This is a genomic window from Bacillus sp. S2(2024) (assembly GCF_050474045.1).
In the GTDB taxonomy this organism is placed as follows: domain Bacteria; phylum Bacillota; class Bacilli; order Bacillales; family Bacillaceae_G; genus Bacillus_A; species Bacillus_A yunxiaonensis.
In genome coordinates this window covers 3211520-3225278 of the sequence record NZ_JBFLUS010000003.1, presented here as the reverse complement: position 1 = coordinate 3225278, position 13759 = coordinate 3211520, and the positions used below count along the sequence as shown (strand labels likewise).

At 36.1% G+C, this 13759-nt stretch carries 22 protein-coding genes and 1 pseudogene; 12 read left to right on the top strand and 11 right to left on the bottom strand.

Annotation, left to right across the window (positions count from 1 at the left end):
- Positions 1 to 139 precede the first annotated feature (139 nt).
- From AB1284_RS16330 to AB1284_RS16315, 4 genes are all read left to right on the top strand, one after another.
- Positions 140 to 364: a DUF3929 family protein gene (locus AB1284_RS16330; RefSeq protein ID WP_098307696.1), complete on the top strand. Its 225-nt coding sequence runs from the start codon at positions 140 to 142 to the stop codon at positions 362 to 364.
- A gap of 59 nt (positions 365 to 423) precedes the next feature.
- Positions 424 to 615 carry a hypothetical protein gene (locus AB1284_RS16325; RefSeq protein ID WP_098307694.1) on the top strand — a complete coding sequence of 64 codons (192 nt, stop codon included), beginning with the start codon at positions 424 to 426 and terminating at the stop codon, positions 613 to 615.
- Positions 616 to 622: 7 nt separating this feature from the next.
- Positions 623 to 874, top strand: a complete 252-nt coding sequence (locus AB1284_RS16320; protein ID WP_429748344.1) for a hypothetical protein — start codon at positions 623 to 625, stop codon at positions 872 to 874.
- Positions 875 to 975: 101 nt separating this feature from the next.
- Complete coding sequence (locus AB1284_RS16315) at positions 976 to 1155, top strand: hypothetical protein (protein ID WP_429748343.1); 180 nt, start codon at positions 976 to 978, stop codon at positions 1153 to 1155.
- Positions 1156 to 1182: 27 nt separating this feature from the next.
- Here the strand turns inward: AB1284_RS16315 and AB1284_RS16310 are convergent, their stop codons facing one another.
- The 6 genes from AB1284_RS16310 to AB1284_RS16285 all read right to left on the bottom strand — a co-directional run bounded on the left by AB1284_RS16310 (position 1183) and on the right by AB1284_RS16285 (position 4052).
- The gene (locus AB1284_RS16310) at positions 1183 to 1341 is read right to left on the bottom strand and encodes a hypothetical protein (protein ID WP_429753894.1); all 159 of its coding nucleotides are present in this window, start codon (positions 1339 to 1341) and stop codon (positions 1183 to 1185) included.
- 58 nt (positions 1342 to 1399) lie between these two features.
- Complete coding sequence (locus AB1284_RS16305; protein ID WP_429753895.1) at positions 1400 to 1657, bottom strand: DUF3975 family protein; 258 nt, start codon at positions 1655 to 1657, stop codon at positions 1400 to 1402.
- 13 nt (positions 1658 to 1670) lie between these two features.
- The gene (locus AB1284_RS16300) at positions 1671 to 1985 is read right to left on the bottom strand and encodes a DMT family transporter (protein WP_429753896.1); all 315 of its coding nucleotides are present in this window, start codon (positions 1983 to 1985) and stop codon (positions 1671 to 1673) included.
- A 2-nt stretch (positions 1986 to 1987) separates the two neighbouring features.
- Positions 1988 to 2320: a DMT family transporter gene (locus AB1284_RS16295; protein ID WP_429753897.1), complete on the bottom strand. Its 333-nt coding sequence runs from the start codon at positions 2318 to 2320 to the stop codon at positions 1988 to 1990.
- A gap of 68 nt (positions 2321 to 2388) precedes the next feature.
- On the bottom strand, positions 2389 to 2970 hold the full coding sequence (locus AB1284_RS16290; protein ID WP_429753898.1) for a TetR/AcrR family transcriptional regulator: 582 nt from the start codon (positions 2968 to 2970) through the stop codon (positions 2389 to 2391).
- Between the two features lie 104 nt (positions 2971 to 3074).
- The gene (locus tag AB1284_RS16285; protein ID WP_429753899.1) at positions 3075 to 4052 is read right to left on the bottom strand and encodes a LacI family DNA-binding transcriptional regulator; all 978 of its coding nucleotides are present in this window, start codon (positions 4050 to 4052) and stop codon (positions 3075 to 3077) included.
- A 325-nt stretch (positions 4053 to 4377) separates the two neighbouring features.
- On the opposite strand from AB1284_RS16285, the gene AB1284_RS16280 reads away from it, so the two are divergent.
- Positions 4378 to 4902 (top strand): DNA polymerase III subunit delta, encoded by a 525-nt coding sequence (locus tag AB1284_RS16280; protein ID WP_429754440.1) that lies wholly within the window; start codon positions 4378 to 4380, stop codon positions 4900 to 4902.
- Positions 4903 to 4937: 35 nt separating this feature from the next.
- On the opposite strand, the gene AB1284_RS16275 is transcribed toward AB1284_RS16280, so the two are convergent.
- Positions 4938 to 5327 (bottom strand): rhodanese-like domain-containing protein, encoded by a 390-nt coding sequence (locus AB1284_RS16275; RefSeq protein ID WP_429753900.1) that lies wholly within the window; start codon positions 5325 to 5327, stop codon positions 4938 to 4940.
- Between the two features lie 168 nt (positions 5328 to 5495).
- Here AB1284_RS16275 and AB1284_RS16270 point away from each other — a divergent pair, with 168 nt between their 5' ends.
- Positions 5496 to 6332 carry a lipoate--protein ligase family protein gene (locus AB1284_RS16270; RefSeq protein ID WP_429753901.1) on the top strand — a complete coding sequence of 279 codons (837 nt, stop codon included), beginning with the start codon at positions 5496 to 5498 and terminating at the stop codon, positions 6330 to 6332.
- Between the two features lie 94 nt (positions 6333 to 6426).
- Here the strand turns inward: AB1284_RS16270 and AB1284_RS16265 are convergent, their stop codons facing one another.
- A complete protein-coding gene (locus AB1284_RS16265) occupies positions 6427 to 7275 on the bottom strand; it encodes a hypothetical protein (protein WP_429753902.1) in 849 nt (282 codons plus the stop codon).
- A gap of 702 nt (positions 7276 to 7977) precedes the next feature.
- Between AB1284_RS16265 and mntR the strand changes: the two genes are divergently transcribed.
- Positions 7978 to 8406, top strand: a complete 429-nt coding sequence (gene mntR / locus AB1284_RS16260) for a transcriptional regulator MntR (protein WP_336481617.1) — start codon at positions 7978 to 7980, stop codon at positions 8404 to 8406.
- A gap of 225 nt (positions 8407 to 8631) precedes the next feature.
- On the opposite strand, the gene AB1284_RS16255 is transcribed toward mntR, so the two are convergent.
- Both AB1284_RS16255 and AB1284_RS16250 read right to left on the bottom strand, forming a co-directional pair.
- A complete protein-coding gene (locus AB1284_RS16255) occupies positions 8632 to 9036 on the bottom strand; it encodes an SA1362 family protein (RefSeq protein ID WP_429753903.1) in 405 nt (134 codons plus the stop codon).
- Positions 9037 to 9117: 81 nt separating this feature from the next.
- A complete protein-coding gene (locus tag AB1284_RS16250; protein WP_429753904.1) occupies positions 9118 to 10041 on the bottom strand; it encodes a DUF1385 domain-containing protein in 924 nt (307 codons plus the stop codon).
- Between the two features lie 239 nt (positions 10042 to 10280).
- Between AB1284_RS16250 and AB1284_RS16245 the strand changes: the two are divergent.
- The 4 genes and pseudogenes from AB1284_RS16245 to efp all read left to right on the top strand — a co-directional run bounded on the left by AB1284_RS16245 (position 10281) and on the right by efp (position 12903).
- Positions 10281 to 10767 (top strand): annotated as a pseudogene (locus tag AB1284_RS16245) (YqhR family membrane protein).
- A gap of 52 nt (positions 10768 to 10819) precedes the next feature.
- Complete coding sequence (gene aroQ / locus AB1284_RS16240) at positions 10820 to 11260, top strand: type II 3-dehydroquinate dehydratase (protein ID WP_429753905.1); 441 nt, start codon at positions 10820 to 10822, stop codon at positions 11258 to 11260.
- Positions 11261 to 11263: 3 nt separating this feature from the next.
- Positions 11264 to 12325, top strand: a complete 1062-nt coding sequence (gene pepQ, locus AB1284_RS16235) for a Xaa-Pro dipeptidase (protein WP_429753906.1) — start codon at positions 11264 to 11266, stop codon at positions 12323 to 12325.
- Between the two features lie 20 nt (positions 12326 to 12345).
- Positions 12346 to 12903 carry an elongation factor P gene (gene efp / locus AB1284_RS16230; RefSeq protein WP_336481610.1) on the top strand — a complete coding sequence of 186 codons (558 nt, stop codon included), beginning with the start codon at positions 12346 to 12348 and terminating at the stop codon, positions 12901 to 12903.
- Between the two features lie 39 nt (positions 12904 to 12942).
- Here the strand turns inward: efp and AB1284_RS16225 are convergent, their stop codons facing one another.
- Positions 12943 to 13263 (bottom strand): hypothetical protein, encoded by a 321-nt coding sequence (locus tag AB1284_RS16225; RefSeq protein WP_429753907.1) that lies wholly within the window; start codon positions 13261 to 13263, stop codon positions 12943 to 12945.
- Positions 13264 to 13464: 201 nt separating this feature from the next.
- Here AB1284_RS16225 and AB1284_RS16220 point away from each other — a divergent pair, with 201 nt between their 5' ends.
- Entirely contained in the window at positions 13465 to 13746 is a 282-nt protein-coding gene (locus tag AB1284_RS16220; protein ID WP_429753908.1) for a YqhV family protein, read from the top strand.
- Positions 13747 to 13759: the final 13 nt, after the last annotated feature.

Below are 13759 nucleotides of genomic sequence, written 5' to 3'. Positions count from 1 at the left end.
TCTCAACATTTTTGTTGAAAAAGTCCCTTTGATAAAATTGTGTATTTTTGTTAGAATTTTAATGAAATTAAAGTGAATGAGAAGCAAAAATGTCAATTTTTCATACATATGTGAAGAAATGAACAAGGGGATGAAAAAGATGGGCTATAAGCGTTATAGGATGGTGTACCATTTAGAAAATGGTGAGATGATTAAGGATATTAAAGAGTTTTATTACCAAGATACAGAAAAAATGTTAGAGAGAGTGAAGCATCACGTATTAGATAATAAAAGTGTAACCGCAATTGATAGTAAAGGAACACTTATTCCAATCGCTTGTCATGACATAGTGAAAGTCGAGTTAGACCATTTACAGGAAAGTTAGTCTTGAGTCATAGGGGAGAATTCGTTACAATAAATGAGTAATTTAGAGAGGAGTTCGTTATGGGTAGTCAAAGACATTTTTACATGTTTATTGTTGCTTTTTTACTTGTTACAGTATTAACGGTATATTTAATTATTGATAGCCACTGGTACAATACAGTACATCCAGCAGTTCTTATTTTTATGTATGTCGGGATTGCTGTTGTTAGTTTTGGGATGAGAGATGAGATGTTAAATCGCTTTGAGAAGTAATACATATATGAAAGACCAACAGGAAATTGTTGGTCTTTTTTTGTTGCCTAAAATAGGAGAGTGTGTATATACTGTGGAGGGAAATAAGGATATTGTTATTTTCAAGTATATGGTTGAAATAGAATTTGGATTTGAAGACATAGAGTTTATAAGTTCTACGATTGCTAGTAGCAATGGAGCTTGTAGTGATTTATTTAAGTTTAGTCATCCCAATTTTCTTTGTGTTTGGACATCAAAAAGCACGTTTGATCAATTTTAGTTTGTATGAAATTATATGAGCAGAAAGATATATAAAGTGAAACTTCCATCAGTGGGAGTTTTACTGCCCACGAATAGCGGGATAAATGGGAGGATGGAATTATGAAAATCATGGGGACCTTCTTCATAATAGTTGGATTGCTATTCATTATTGGAACAGGGCTTGGCGTTACACTTCATTTTATTCCTACTCACATATCAGTCCCCACTTGTCTTATATTCGGCACTGTTTTCATGACGACAGGAAATATAATGAAAAACAAAGAAAATCGTACGTTATAGAAGGTGTCTCATTACGAGACACCTTCTTCAATGAAGCAAATTATGTACAACAAATTTATAAACTGACACCATACTTGGTGAATAAACAGGCACGTTATACGTATGCAGTACTACACTAAAAAACACAACACATACAATAAAGACAAAAAATAGTAGTAAAATATGCTTATGTACAGAAGTTTGCATATAATCAGCTCCTTTTTGGTAGTATGTGCAAAGGAGGAAATTATATGAAAAAAGACAGTTATTTCTTGTCAGAAGAACTGTCTTTTGAAAAGAATTTATTCCAAATTTTCGCGATACTCCAAATGATGATAATTCCAATTGAAGCGATAATCGACCAAGCAAAGGAAGCTATTTCAAGAGCCATGTTTGGAATAAAAGAGATGATTAAAAATGCTTTATGGAATAACCATTCTGCAATATGGAATATAGATTGCAATAAGAGTGCAACTGCAATCATGATTCCTGTCATAATTTGTTTTCCTCTTTTTTTCCACACAGCATTCACCTCGTTAACTCATTAATTTTAAGCCAACTGCACCGCATAAGATGCAGCTTAAGAAAGCAAGGCGGCGCCAATCAGCGGATTCACGGAAAATAAGAATACCAAGCAGTGTACTTCCTGCAGTTCCGATTCCCGTCCAGATTGCGTAAGCCGTTCCCATTGGCAGTGTATCCATTGCGAGGGATAAGAAGAAGAAACTTACTGCAAAGTTGGCGATTAACATAAGTTTTGGCATCCAGCCTTTTTTTTCATTGGCTATCTTCATGAAGATAACACCAGTAATCTCACATATACCAGCAATAATTAAAAATAACCATGCCATGTTTATGCAGCCTCCTTCTCTACTTGTTCACCTGTTACTCGTTTTAAACCAATAACACCAACGAAAATTAAACCGATCAATAAGATTTTTACAAGCGAAAATGGTTCGCCAAAAACAAAAATTTCTGTTAGCACAATTCCTCCAGCTCCGATTCCTGTGAAAACAGCATACACAGTCCCTACAGGGAGTTTTGCATAAGCTTTAAATAAAAGGAAAAAGCTAATACCGATTGCCATCGCTACACCAATCCATTCCAGTGGTGTTGTTGCATGTTTTAAACCAATTACCCATACAATTTCAATGATTCCTGCTATAACAACATAAATCCATTCCATCATTTATTCTCCTTCCTACCAGTCGTTAGGTATAGGGCCGGAAAATGACGCATTGCGTCTGCAATCCGTCAGCTTGACAATCCGCGCCAAAATACTTTCCAAGATGCGTATAATCGATTTTCAAATGGCTGTATTCCAGCAAATAAAAATTCAACCATTAATCCGTCAATTAAACATAAATAAGCTGCAACAGCTTCTGTTACTTCAATGCTACAAAGTTCTTTCTTTTCTTGTGCCTGTTCAAATATAGGTACTAAAAGCTGTCCGATGTTTTCGATGTATGCATTTGCTTTTTCGACAATTTGCTCACGAAAGGCATCTGGTGGAAAAAACGAAGTGCGTAACCAAAACATTGTTTCAATACTTTCTTGAAAGCGATGCCCATAATTTTTAAGAAGATGAAATAAAAAGTCTCCAAAGGGAGTTTCTTCTGAATTCTTCACATACTGTTTAAAGAATTCAAGATCTTTTTGTAAAGATTCTTCTAAGCAAATAAAATATAGCTCTTCTTTTCCCTTAAAATGTGCGTATATTGACGGCTTCTTAATACCAACATCTTGTGCAATGTTGGCTAGTGAAGTTCCTTCATAGCCATAGCGTGCAAAGTGCGATAATGCTACAGCTTTTATACGGTTTGCTGTCATGTTCATCCCCTACCTACCGTTCGTTAGTTAAATTATAAGATGAAAAAAATATATAGTCAAGGAGGACAATTATACAAAATTGAACAGTGTAAGCTCTAATAATAGGGGCTTTACACTGTTCCTCGTTCAATTAAACGAAACGGTAACTCTTCAGAAGTCCCTGTAATTTGTTCCTGTTGTACTTGTTCATAAAATAAGGAAAAAGCACGATCTCCCATTGTTAAGCCAGGATTTTCAATTGTTGTTATTTCTAACGCTTCAGAAATAGGATGGTTATCAAATCCTAAGATTGCTAAATCCTCTGGTACTCGCAGTCCTTGTTTTTTTGCTTCTGTTAGTAATCCAGCAGCAACTTGATCGCTTGCAGCAAAAAGAGCGGTAGGACGATTTTTCATCGTTAGTATGCTTTGAATGACATTCGCACCGTCTTGAATACTATAGCATTGGTAAAACTGCCAGTCTGTCTGTGCGCGTTTTCCAGCTGCACGAAGCGCATCAAAAAAGGCTTGCTCACGTTGCTTTGTACTCACACTTTTTTCACGTGCTAAACAAAATCCAATGCGTTCATGTCCGTTTTGTAATAAATATTCTGTCCCAATACGGAAGCCGTCATAATGATTAACATAGACAGAAGATATAAGCGGATGCAGCAGTTTTTCACACGAAATGATAGGGGCAAATTTTGCGTAAGGTTCAATGGCTTCCCATGAGCTCGTTCGGGAGCAAATAATCATACCATCAAATTGTTTCATTTTCATCATTTCAAGGACACGCATTTCTTCAATGCTATCGTAGTTTGTTTGACAGAGATTAATGCGGTATCCAGCTTCAAGTGCTTTCGTTCCAATCCCTTCAATAAGTGTGCTAAAGTACGGCAGATTAATAAAAGGAAGCATAACACCAATTGTATGTGTTTTCCCTTTAAGAAGATGAACGGCATTTACATTTTTAGCATAATTCAATTCTTCAACAGTTTCTAGGACGCGTTTTCGTTTTTCTGCACTGACATATGGATGGTCATTTAAGACGCGTGAAACAGTCGTAACGGAGACTCCAGCCGTTTTCGCGATTTGTTTTATATTTACCATATGTTTCACCTCTATTTCTATTATACAAGAAAAAGGTAAGAGAAATCTTGTAAAACTCTTGACATGAAAAGCGTTTCATACTCTATTTTGTTAATAACGCTTTTTGCTATTCGCGTAACGATTATATTCGGCGTGAGAATAGGGAAAGCGTTTTTGTCAAATTGTGTGAGATAAACGAGGAAAGTTTTCAAAGGTGGAACAGTAAGAAAAAGAGAATATGAACATAACATACGAAAGCTTCAATTGTATCTTGATAGAAAAGAGAACATTGAGAAAGGGCGGATACACATTGAAAAAACGGGTGCTCTGTTTCGTATTTTCTAGTATGGTGTTAAATGCATGTTCTTTTCAGCAAACGATGGTCGAGGAAAAAAAATTTGCAGCAAGTTTAGAGGCAAGTGAAGATATGATGTCTGATCCAGTATCGGTACAAGCTGTAAAAAACGTTCTTCCGTTTTCGTTTCAAACACCATCATATTTACCGTATGAGTCAAAAGATAATCCAAAAGCAGTAGTTCGAAAAATGGGAAATAAGCGAATTGCCCTTGATATTAAATATGAACGACGTGAAAAAAACATGAAGGATTATATTGAATTAACAGTTGCCAATTTCTCATATAATTTTCCTTTTATTGTAGAACAAAATCATTTTCAGGAGCAAGTAAAGCTTGAAAATGGCATAACAGCTTATTTTAAAAGTAGTGACGGAGAAATGGATGGAGAAGACATTGCGACGCTCACTTGGAAAGAAGAGAAAGTAGAATACCAGTTGCTGTACCGAAATGTGCGTGATCAAAATAGTGAAGATGTAAAGAAAAATTTAACGTATATCGCTAGTAAAATGGAATGAAATAGCTAGCTTGTGATAGACAAGCTAGCTATTTATTATGAATTTTTCTTTTTCACTTTACCAGACCAAGTTTTAAAGCCGCCTTGCAATTGATAAAATTCTTTGTAACCGTGCTTCTTTAAAAACTGTGCTGCGCGTCCTGTTCGGAAACCATTTTGGCAATACATATAAATCGGTTGGTCAGCACGTAATTCTTTGTAACGAAGGCGTAATTGTGATACCGGAATGTTACGTGCTCCTAAAATATGCCCAGCATTATATTCGTCCGCTTCACGAACATCGATAAGTTGTGCTTTACGATATCCAGTGCGAAATTCTTCTTCCGAAAGTGTTTTAATTAATTTCTTTTGATAGAAATACATCCATACAGAGTAGCCGATAAATCCTACGATTATGGCTAGTAAAATAATAACATTTGTTGACACGATTGTATCGCTCCCTTTTTTCTTATCCTACTTTCAATATTATAATGCCCATATGTATTTATGCAACAAGTTCATTTTGTATTAGAAGAAATTTCGTATTCTTTCACAAATTTTGTCGAATTTGATAGACTAGAGAATGTGAGAAAAATTAGTTATATGAGGTGTAGGATGGAAAAGGAAAAATGGTGTTATATAAATTCTGGTAAATGCTCTCCAGCGTTTAATATGGCGTTAGATGAATGTTTATTAAATTGGCAAAGTGAAAAGGAAATGCCGCCAACAATTCGTTTTTATGAGTGGGAAGTTCCGACGTTAACAGTGGGGTATTTCCAACGTGCTTCAAAAGAAATTGATATGGATGCAGTGAATAGAAATGGTTTTGGATTTGTACGCCGTCAAACGGGTGGGCGAGGCGTTCTTCACGATAATGAATTGACATATAGTGTAATTGTATCTGAAGATCATCCAAGCATGCCGAAAACAGTGACAGAAGCATATCGCGTCATTTCGCAAGGTTTATTAGATGGATTTAAAGAACTAGGCTTAGAAGCGTATTTCGCAGTACCAAAAACGGCAGAGGAACGTGAAAATTTGAAAAATCCGCGTTCAGCAGTTTGCTTTGATGCTCCGTCATGGTATGAAATCGTTGTAGAAGGGCGCAAAATTGCTGGAAGTGCACAAACTCGTCAAAAGGGAGTTATTTTACAGCACGGATCGATTCCATTAGAAATTGATTTAGATACGCTGTATGATCTGTTTCTGTTTCCAAATGAACGTGTAAAAGAACGTATGAAAAAAATGTTCTCTTCTAAAGCAATTGCAATTAATGAATTAACAGATCGTACATTTACAATTCAGCAACTTATTGATGCATTCCACATTGGATTTGAGAAAGGATTAAATGTGGAACTTGTTCCGTATCAGTTAACAGAGGAACAATTGCATGAAGTGGAAACATTAGCAAAAGAAAAATATGAAAGTGATGAATGGAATTATAAGAAATAAGGAGATGGATGTCCATCTCCTTATTTTTATATTGTTGAGAGCTTTCCAGCAGTGATGATGAGAAAACGGACTGATGGAAATTTCGCTTTATCATTTATAATAAATTTAATACTTTCTCTACTTTAATTCCTTTTTGCTTTAGTGAACGTAAACGATTTACAACATCCATAATTTCTGCATCAAATGCTACCGATATTCCTTGTTTTTGTAACTCACCTTTTAAGTTCTCGATAGAATCGTCTACATCCATACCAAGTTCATAATCTTGACATACATCCACAGCTTGCTTTACAAGACGAACATACTTTTCTTGTAATTCAGAGTTTGGTTGATTTGTTGCAGGTTGTTTAGCTGTAACTACTGGCTGTACTGGAGTTGACACAGTTACTTCTTTTTGCACTGGAGTAGGTGCAGTTACATCTTTTTGTACAGGAGTTGGTGTAGCTTTAACTACAGGTTCTGGACGCACCGGCTTTGGAATTGGTGTTGGAGTAGGTGCAACATTTACCACTGGTTTTGTTACAGGTGTAACTTCTTTTGAAGTTTCAACTACTGTCTCTTTTTTTGGAGTAGGTGTTTCGACAACTGATAGTGTATTGTCTTCTAATTCTGTCATTTCTTCTTTCGTTTCTTTACTCCACATAACGCGTTCGATTTGCAGTGAAACATTGTTTTTGTTCATTGCGCTTAATGTCACTTTACCAACTTCGGCATTGCCAGTAAAATCGACAATTTTATAAATAACGCTTTTGTTCCAATCTACTTTTCCGCTCAAAAATAATTCTTCGTTACATTTTGGCGTTAAGCCCTCGATTTTAATTTCTGCGTTTACACCGTTTTCACTATATACCATAATTAGCGAAGCATTCACATCTTCGTCTGCTAACATTAGTTCACGTACCATTTTGCCGGTGCGCACCTGTGTTTTCTTCTTAAGTGACATCAAATTTCCCCTCTCAAAAATTTAGTAATAATAAAAAATCGTATAACGAAAAATAATTGCTCACGAAGAAATATGATACCGATAATAAAAGCATCACGTCAACAATTTACTTTAATTATTTTGTATTTTTCTTTTTTGTTTATGTTATTTTTCTTTTTGTAAATTTAGACAAACGAAAAACAGTCCTGAAAAGAACCGTTAAAACCTTGAGACTTTAAATAAAAATTTAGATATCGTAAAGAAGAAAAGGGCCAATGCGGTACCTTGCCACATTATTAAGTGATAGGATAGATACTCTTGCTTTTTTAGGTTAATATTTAAGAATGTAGATAAATAAAAGTGGAAAAGTTTGAACTGCGTTTTCATACAGTCTTTCGTTTATACTAAGAAAACGATGAGGTGGCTATTTTGAAACTGCCCGTAAAAGTCCGATTGGTTCAACTAACTATCAGTGGGGGATGAAGTCCCCCACTGATAGAAGTTTCACTTTATTTACAAACAATCGGGGGTTATATTCATAAATATTTTCCGAATGCTGAAATTCAATATTTTATATGATAGAACCCAAGCTATGTATGTGGATTCTATCATGTGTTGGGAAAATGGGCTTGTTTCCACCCTTGTCACGATATCCTTTCTGTTGTATCATTTTATTGATTGCTTAGTGCGGAATATATAAACTGAATTGGATGGAGGAAACCGATGCCTACTCCTAGTATGGAAGATTATATCGAACAAATTTATTTGTTAATTGAAGAAAAAGGATATGCCCGTGTATCTGATATTGCCGAAGCGCTTAGTGTACATCCATCCTCTGTAACAAAAATGGTACAAAAACTTGATAAAGATGAATATCTAATTTATGAAAAATATAGAGGACTTGTATTAACATCAAAAGGGAAAAAAATTGGTAAGCGCCTTGTCTATCGTCATGAATTGTTAGAGCAGTTTATGCGTATTATCGGTGTAGATGAAAGTAAGATTTATAATGATGTAGAAGGAATTGAACATCATTTAAGCTGGGAAGCTATCGATCGTATTGGTGATTTAGTGCAGTATTTTGAACAAGATGAACTTCGAGTTGAGAAGCTTCGTGGTGTTCAAAAGGCAAATGAGGAACAGGCGCAGTAAGAGAGGGAACTGAGAAACAGTTTCCTTTTTTGTATGTAAAAAAGAGAGATTGGTGCACAGCATAGAATATATATACTGATTATTTGCGTAGGAAGAGGATATGTTGAAAGCGATTGTGTTTGACTTTGACGAAATCCTTGTTTTTGAAACGCATCATTTACGTTTACATTCTATGAAAGATAAAAGTTATTGAACATATTAGGCAAAAAGAAAGACCACACTTCTCTAAAAGGAAGCGCGATCTTTCTTTTTGCCTTTTTTTCCTTCAATAACTGTTAAGTGAGATTGCTTTCGTTTGCGTCTTAGAAAGGAAGCATTTCCTTTTTTTCCTTTAGCATCGGAAGCATTTTTCTTTAACAAATTTTTGCTTAGGGGTGTTACATTCTGTTTTCCATATTTTCGGTTCGATTGTTTCGCAGCACGTTTGTAGGAAGATTGTGAGTTATTAGCTGAACCGCTTGAACTCGTAAGCATCTTATAAAGCAAATAAAAGACACCAACAACAATGAGCATTATCGCAATGTTTTTTACAACTCCCATTGGATTTTCAATTGTGAATGATACAAGGCTAAATACCGCTAACCCAACAATTATAACAAATAGAGCGAACATAAATGAGCGACCCTTCATAAGGAACACCTCCTAAAAAGAAAGATATTTTAATTAGTTTATTAACGAAAGGCAAAGGAGTTGAATAATATTACGAAAAAGTTATTGTTGTCCTTCTTCTAGACGCAGTAGTTCTTCAAAAGATGCAATTGCTACTTCAACTTGATCATCTGTTGGTTCTTTCGTTGTTAACAGCTGAAGCCACAGACCAGGGTATCCTAATGTGCGGAGTACTGGAACGCTTCGCAAGCTGTTTGTAAATTGAAGCACTTCAAACGAAATACCTAGCACTACAGGAATGAGCAAAATACGATTCATAAGGCGAACCCAAAGAGGATCTGTTGGAACGAGAAAATATACAAACATCCCAATAATAACAGTAAATAAAATGAAGCTACTGCCGCAACGATAATGGAGACGGGTTTGTTTTTGTACGTTTTCTACTGTCAATGGGAGATTATTCTCATAAGCATTAATCACTTTATGTTCCGCCCCGTGATATTGAAATACACGTTTAATAAGTGGAGTCAGTGAAACAAAGTAAATATAGCTGAGTAATAATACAAGCTTAATGATACTTTCGACAATGATTTGCCCAGCATGAGATGGGAAAACGGGTCTTGTCAATTCTGCTAAAAGCGCAGGAACCGCAGTGAAAATCACTTTTCCGAAGATAAAGGATAAGACCCCGACTGCCGCAACGCTAAGTATCATCGTTAGCTTCGACTGTTCTTCTTTTTTTTGTACGAATTGTTCATCATCTGCGGGATGTACATCAAAGCGTTCTGTAGCGAAGTTTAAATGCTTTGCCCCATTTGCACTTGCATCAATAATTGCCGCGATGCCGCGTAGAAATGGAATTTTTTTAAACATAGATGATACTTTATTACGAACACGAGGTAATCGATAAAATTCGATAGATTTATCTTTACGACGAATCGCTGTAACAGTATATTCTCTACCGCCAAACATAACTCCTTCTACTACCGCTTGACCGCCGTAGATTTGTTTTGTCTTCTCTGTCATGTCAACACCAACCTGTATTTGTTTTTCTCTTATCAGAAAAGAGGTAGCGACTCTAGGTGTTGTCATTATATTACATGACAACACTACAGTTTCCTTTATTTTATCGACAAAAGCGTACTTCTGACAAGGAAAATCAACAGGTTAGTCAGACATTTCCTATTCTTTTTATAGACAAGTTCTGCAGTATTTAAACATGCTTTAAATTAGTTTCGGACATACTAGTAGGCGGAGGTGTGGATGTGAAACAAGAACAATCTGTCATGAAAAAAATAGTTCAAATTGGTGTGTTTGGAGGTTTGTTTTGGGGAGCTGTTTGGTACTTTTTGCATTTTTTTTCTTTTACTGATGCGGGCCCCAATTATTTGCTGCTCCCGTTTGCACTTGGAAGTTGGAAAGAAGGTGTATGGGGAAACGTAGCGGGAATTGTGTGTATGGGAATACTTTCAATTATTGTGGCTTTTATATATAGGGCAGCTTTGAGTAAGTTTGAAGGTGTGATTCCAGGTGTTATATACGGTCTTATATGGTGGGGAATATTATTTTTTGTGATTGGATCTGTTGCACCTGTCATAAGAAGTGCGTTGGAAATGCCTAGGACAACCATTATAACGACAGCATGTATTTTTATTTTATATGGTGTTTTTATTGCATATTCTGTTTCGTTTGAGGTGAATAACGAAAAGGGTTATAGGGAATGAGGAAAAGACAAACTATTCAAATAAGTGAGAGGTATGGTAAAATGTTATATAGACATTTTTTTTATTAAGGAGTTAGGTATATGAATAAATTGCTCCTCGTTAACGGGCCTAATTTAAACCGCCTCGGTGTGAGAGAGGTTAATGTGTATGGTACGGGAACATTAGCATCGCTAGAAATAGATATGAAACAACAAGCAGAAAGTTTGGGAGTGGAGCTAGAGTGTTTCCAATCCAATCATGAAGGTGCCATTATTGATATCATTCATGAGGCTGAGGGTACATATAAAGGAATTATTCTAAATCCAGGAGCATTTACGCATTATAGTTATGCAATTCGTGATGCGATTGCGAGTGTTTCGATTCCTGTTGTTGAGGTGCATATTTCAAATATTCATCAGCGCGAATCGTTTCGTCATGTATCTGTTACGGCACCGGTCACAGCAGGACAAATTGTAGGATTTGGTTTGTATGGCTATCACTTAGCGTTACTTGCATTATTGGAGAAAATCGGGGAGGCATAATCCATGGAGAAACTTACAAAATTAAGAAGTGCATTTGGAGAAGCTGGTATTGATGGCATTTTATTAACGAATCAACATAGTCGTAGATATATGACAAACTTTACAGGAACGGCAGGAGTTGTATTAATTTCAAATGAACGCGCTTTGTTTATTACAGATTTTCGATATGTTGAACAAGCGCAAAAACAAGCAGTTGGCTATGAGATCGTGCAGCATACGGGTCCGATTCTTGAAGAAGTTGCAAAACAAGTAAAAGACCTAGGAATTCAAAAGCTTGGTTTTGAGCAAGATACTCTTACATACAGCTCTTATACGGCATATAAAGAGGAAGTTGATGCAGAATTTGTTGCAACTTCTGGTATTGTGGAAAAGTTACGCTTGATTAAGACTGATTCAGAGATTAAGATATTAAAGGAAGCTGCACAGATTGCAGATGCTGCCTTTGAACATATTCTATCATTTATTCGCCCGGGAGTATCTGAGATTGAAGTGTCAAATGAACTTGAATTTTTCATGAGAAAGCAAGGAGCAACTTCTTCTTCGTTTGATATTATCGTTGCTTCTGGACTTCGTTCAGCATTGCCGCATGGCGTGGCATCTGAAAAATTGATAGAAAAGGGAGATTTTGTTACATTAGACTTCGGTGCTTACTATAAAGGATATTGCTCTGATATTACTCGTACAATTGCAGTAGGTGAGCCGTCCGACAAATTAAAGGAAATTTATAATATCGTATTAGAAGCGCAGCTGCGCGGTGTAAACGGCATTAAAGCTGGTCTAACTGGCCGTGAAGCTGATGCGTTAACGCGTGACTACATAACTGAAAAAGGATACGGTGAATATTTTGGGCATTCTACAGGTCATGGGATTGGTCTTGAAATTCATGAGGGACCAAGTTTAGCCTTCCGCTCTGAGACGGTACTTGAGCCAGGAATGGTTGTGACTGTAGAACCTGGAATTTATATTCCAAATGTAGGCGGAGTTCGTATTGAGGATGATATTATAGTAACAGTTGAAGGTAATGAAGTGTTAACTAAATCTCCAAAAGAACTCATTATTTTGTAAAATACAGGAGGATTTTTTGCATGATTTCAGTAAACGATTTTCGTACAGGTTTAACAATTGCGGTGGATAACGGCCTTTGGCAGGTTATAGATTTCCAACACGTAAAACCAGGTAAAGGTGCAGCGTTTGTTCGTTCTAAACTACGTAACCTTCGTACAGGTTCTGTTCAAGAAAAAACATTCCGTGCTGGTGAAAAAGTAGAAAAAGCACATATCGAAAACCGTCGTATGCAATATTTATATGCAAGCGGTGAAGCTCATGTATTCATGGATAATGGAACATACGAGCAAATCGAACTTGCTGACAAGCAAATCGAACACGAATTAAAATTCTTAAAAGAAAATATGGAAGTAGCAATCATGACATATCAAGGCGAAGTACTTGGTGTAGAACTTCCAAACACTGTTGAGTTAAAAGTTGTTGAAACAGAACCAGGTATTAAAGGTGACACAGCTTCTAACGTAACAAAACCAGCTACATTAGAAACTGGTCTAGTTGTACAAGTACCAATCTTCATTAACGAAGGTGAAATGCTTATTATCAACACAGGAGAATCAAAATACGTTTCTCGTGCGTAATTGAAAGAGGCACTCGTGGATTATCCACGAGTGCCTTTTTTATGTGAAATAAGGTACGTAATAAATGACAGTAATAATAAGGCTAATGATAAGCAGTAGAAGAGTCCCAGCCATATAGGGATTCATTCGAATTTGAAAAGGTGTTATTTCCCCGGTGTTAAGCCCCGTGAAACTTTTTGTAATAGCACGATCCATATTAGCGTTTCGGTTCATATTTAAAAGTAACAGCCAAGTGATACTGAAAATAGCTAAACTCCCTAAAAAGAAACTTTCTATAAATGGCCAATCGACAAATTTTGCAAACAAGAAAATAGCAGCCACTTCTACCGAGATAGTAAGGATAATTTTAAGAACTTTCATACTTTCACCCTTTTTATTCCAATATATCACAATTTAACAGAAAATTCTGTTTGTTTTTATTTGATAATTAAAAAATTACTTTTCCACTTCTGAAATAGACAACCATTGCATATGGTTGTACAAAGGTACTCTTTCATCTTGTTTCAGCAGGATATATGTGTGCTGTTAGAACGGTGTAAGGATAACGAGAGAGGTGAGAGGATGAAACAATGGCTAGCGGCATTTGAAACATCTGTGCTCGTGATGGCGCTTCTTAGGCTCTTCTCGGGAAGCATGGAGATTTTCGCCGCTTTGCTTATGTTGTATTTCAATGATGCCAAAAAGGCATTGTTCGTAAATGGCATGCTTGCATTTGTTGGGCCAACTGTTTTGATTGTAACGATGTCAATTGGAATTGCGAGCGTTACAAATGAATTTTCTTTTTTGAAATTATTTTTTTTAACGCTTGGAATTGGCTGTATTTTTATTGCGGTACTGAAATAGCGATGTGATGGGG

Coding starts and splice junctions, on each gene's coding strand:
- AB1284_RS16295 (WP_429753897.1), bottom strand. CDS start 2,320: ATGGAATGGATTTATGTTGTTATAGCAGGAATCATTGAAATTGTATGG.
- aroQ (WP_429753905.1), top strand. CDS start 10,820: ATGAATAAATTGCTCCTCGTTAACGGGCCTAATTTAAACCGCCTCGGT.
- AB1284_RS16280 (WP_429754440.1), top strand. CDS start 4,378: ATGGTGTTAAATGCATGTTCTTTTCAGCAAACGATGGTCGAGGAAAAA.
- AB1284_RS16290 (WP_429753898.1), bottom strand. CDS start 2,970: ATGAACATGACAGCAAACCGTATAAAAGCTGTAGCATTATCGCACTTT.
- AB1284_RS16300 (WP_429753896.1), bottom strand. CDS start 1,985: ATGGCATGGTTATTTTTAATTATTGCTGGTATATGTGAGATTACTGGT.
- efp (WP_336481610.1), top strand. CDS start 12,346: ATGATTTCAGTAAACGATTTTCGTACAGGTTTAACAATTGCGGTGGAT.
- AB1284_RS16320 (WP_429748344.1), top strand. CDS start 623: ATGAAAGACCAACAGGAAATTGTTGGTCTTTTTTTGTTGCCTAAAATA.
- AB1284_RS16325 (WP_098307694.1), top strand. CDS start 424: ATGGGTAGTCAAAGACATTTTTACATGTTTATTGTTGCTTTTTTACTT.
- AB1284_RS16250 (WP_429753904.1), bottom strand. CDS start 10,041: ATGACAGAGAAGACAAAACAAATCTACGGCGGTCAAGCGGTAGTAGAA.
- AB1284_RS16225 (WP_429753907.1), bottom strand. CDS start 13,263: ATGAAAGTTCTTAAAATTATCCTTACTATCTCGGTAGAAGTGGCTGCT.
- mntR (WP_336481617.1), top strand. CDS start 7,978: ATGCCTACTCCTAGTATGGAAGATTATATCGAACAAATTTATTTGTTA.
- AB1284_RS16270 (WP_429753901.1), top strand. CDS start 5,496: ATGGAAAAGGAAAAATGGTGTTATATAAATTCTGGTAAATGCTCTCCA.
- AB1284_RS16220 (WP_429753908.1), top strand. CDS start 13,465: ATGAAACAATGGCTAGCGGCATTTGAAACATCTGTGCTCGTGATGGCG.
- AB1284_RS16285 (WP_429753899.1), bottom strand. CDS start 4,052: ATGGTAAATATAAAACAAATCGCGAAAACGGCTGGAGTCTCCGTTACG.
- AB1284_RS16315 (WP_429748343.1), top strand. CDS start 976: ATGAAAATCATGGGGACCTTCTTCATAATAGTTGGATTGCTATTCATT.
- AB1284_RS16310 (WP_429753894.1), bottom strand. CDS start 1,341: ATGCAAACTTCTGTACATAAGCATATTTTACTACTATTTTTTGTCTTT.
- AB1284_RS16255 (WP_429753903.1), bottom strand. CDS start 9,036: ATGAAGGGTCGCTCATTTATGTTCGCTCTATTTGTTATAATTGTTGGG.
- pepQ (WP_429753906.1), top strand. CDS start 11,264: ATGGAGAAACTTACAAAATTAAGAAGTGCATTTGGAGAAGCTGGTATT.
- AB1284_RS16330 (WP_098307696.1), top strand. CDS start 140: ATGGGCTATAAGCGTTATAGGATGGTGTACCATTTAGAAAATGGTGAG.
- AB1284_RS16265 (WP_429753902.1), bottom strand. CDS start 7,275: ATGTCACTTAAGAAGAAAACACAGGTGCGCACCGGCAAAATGGTACGT.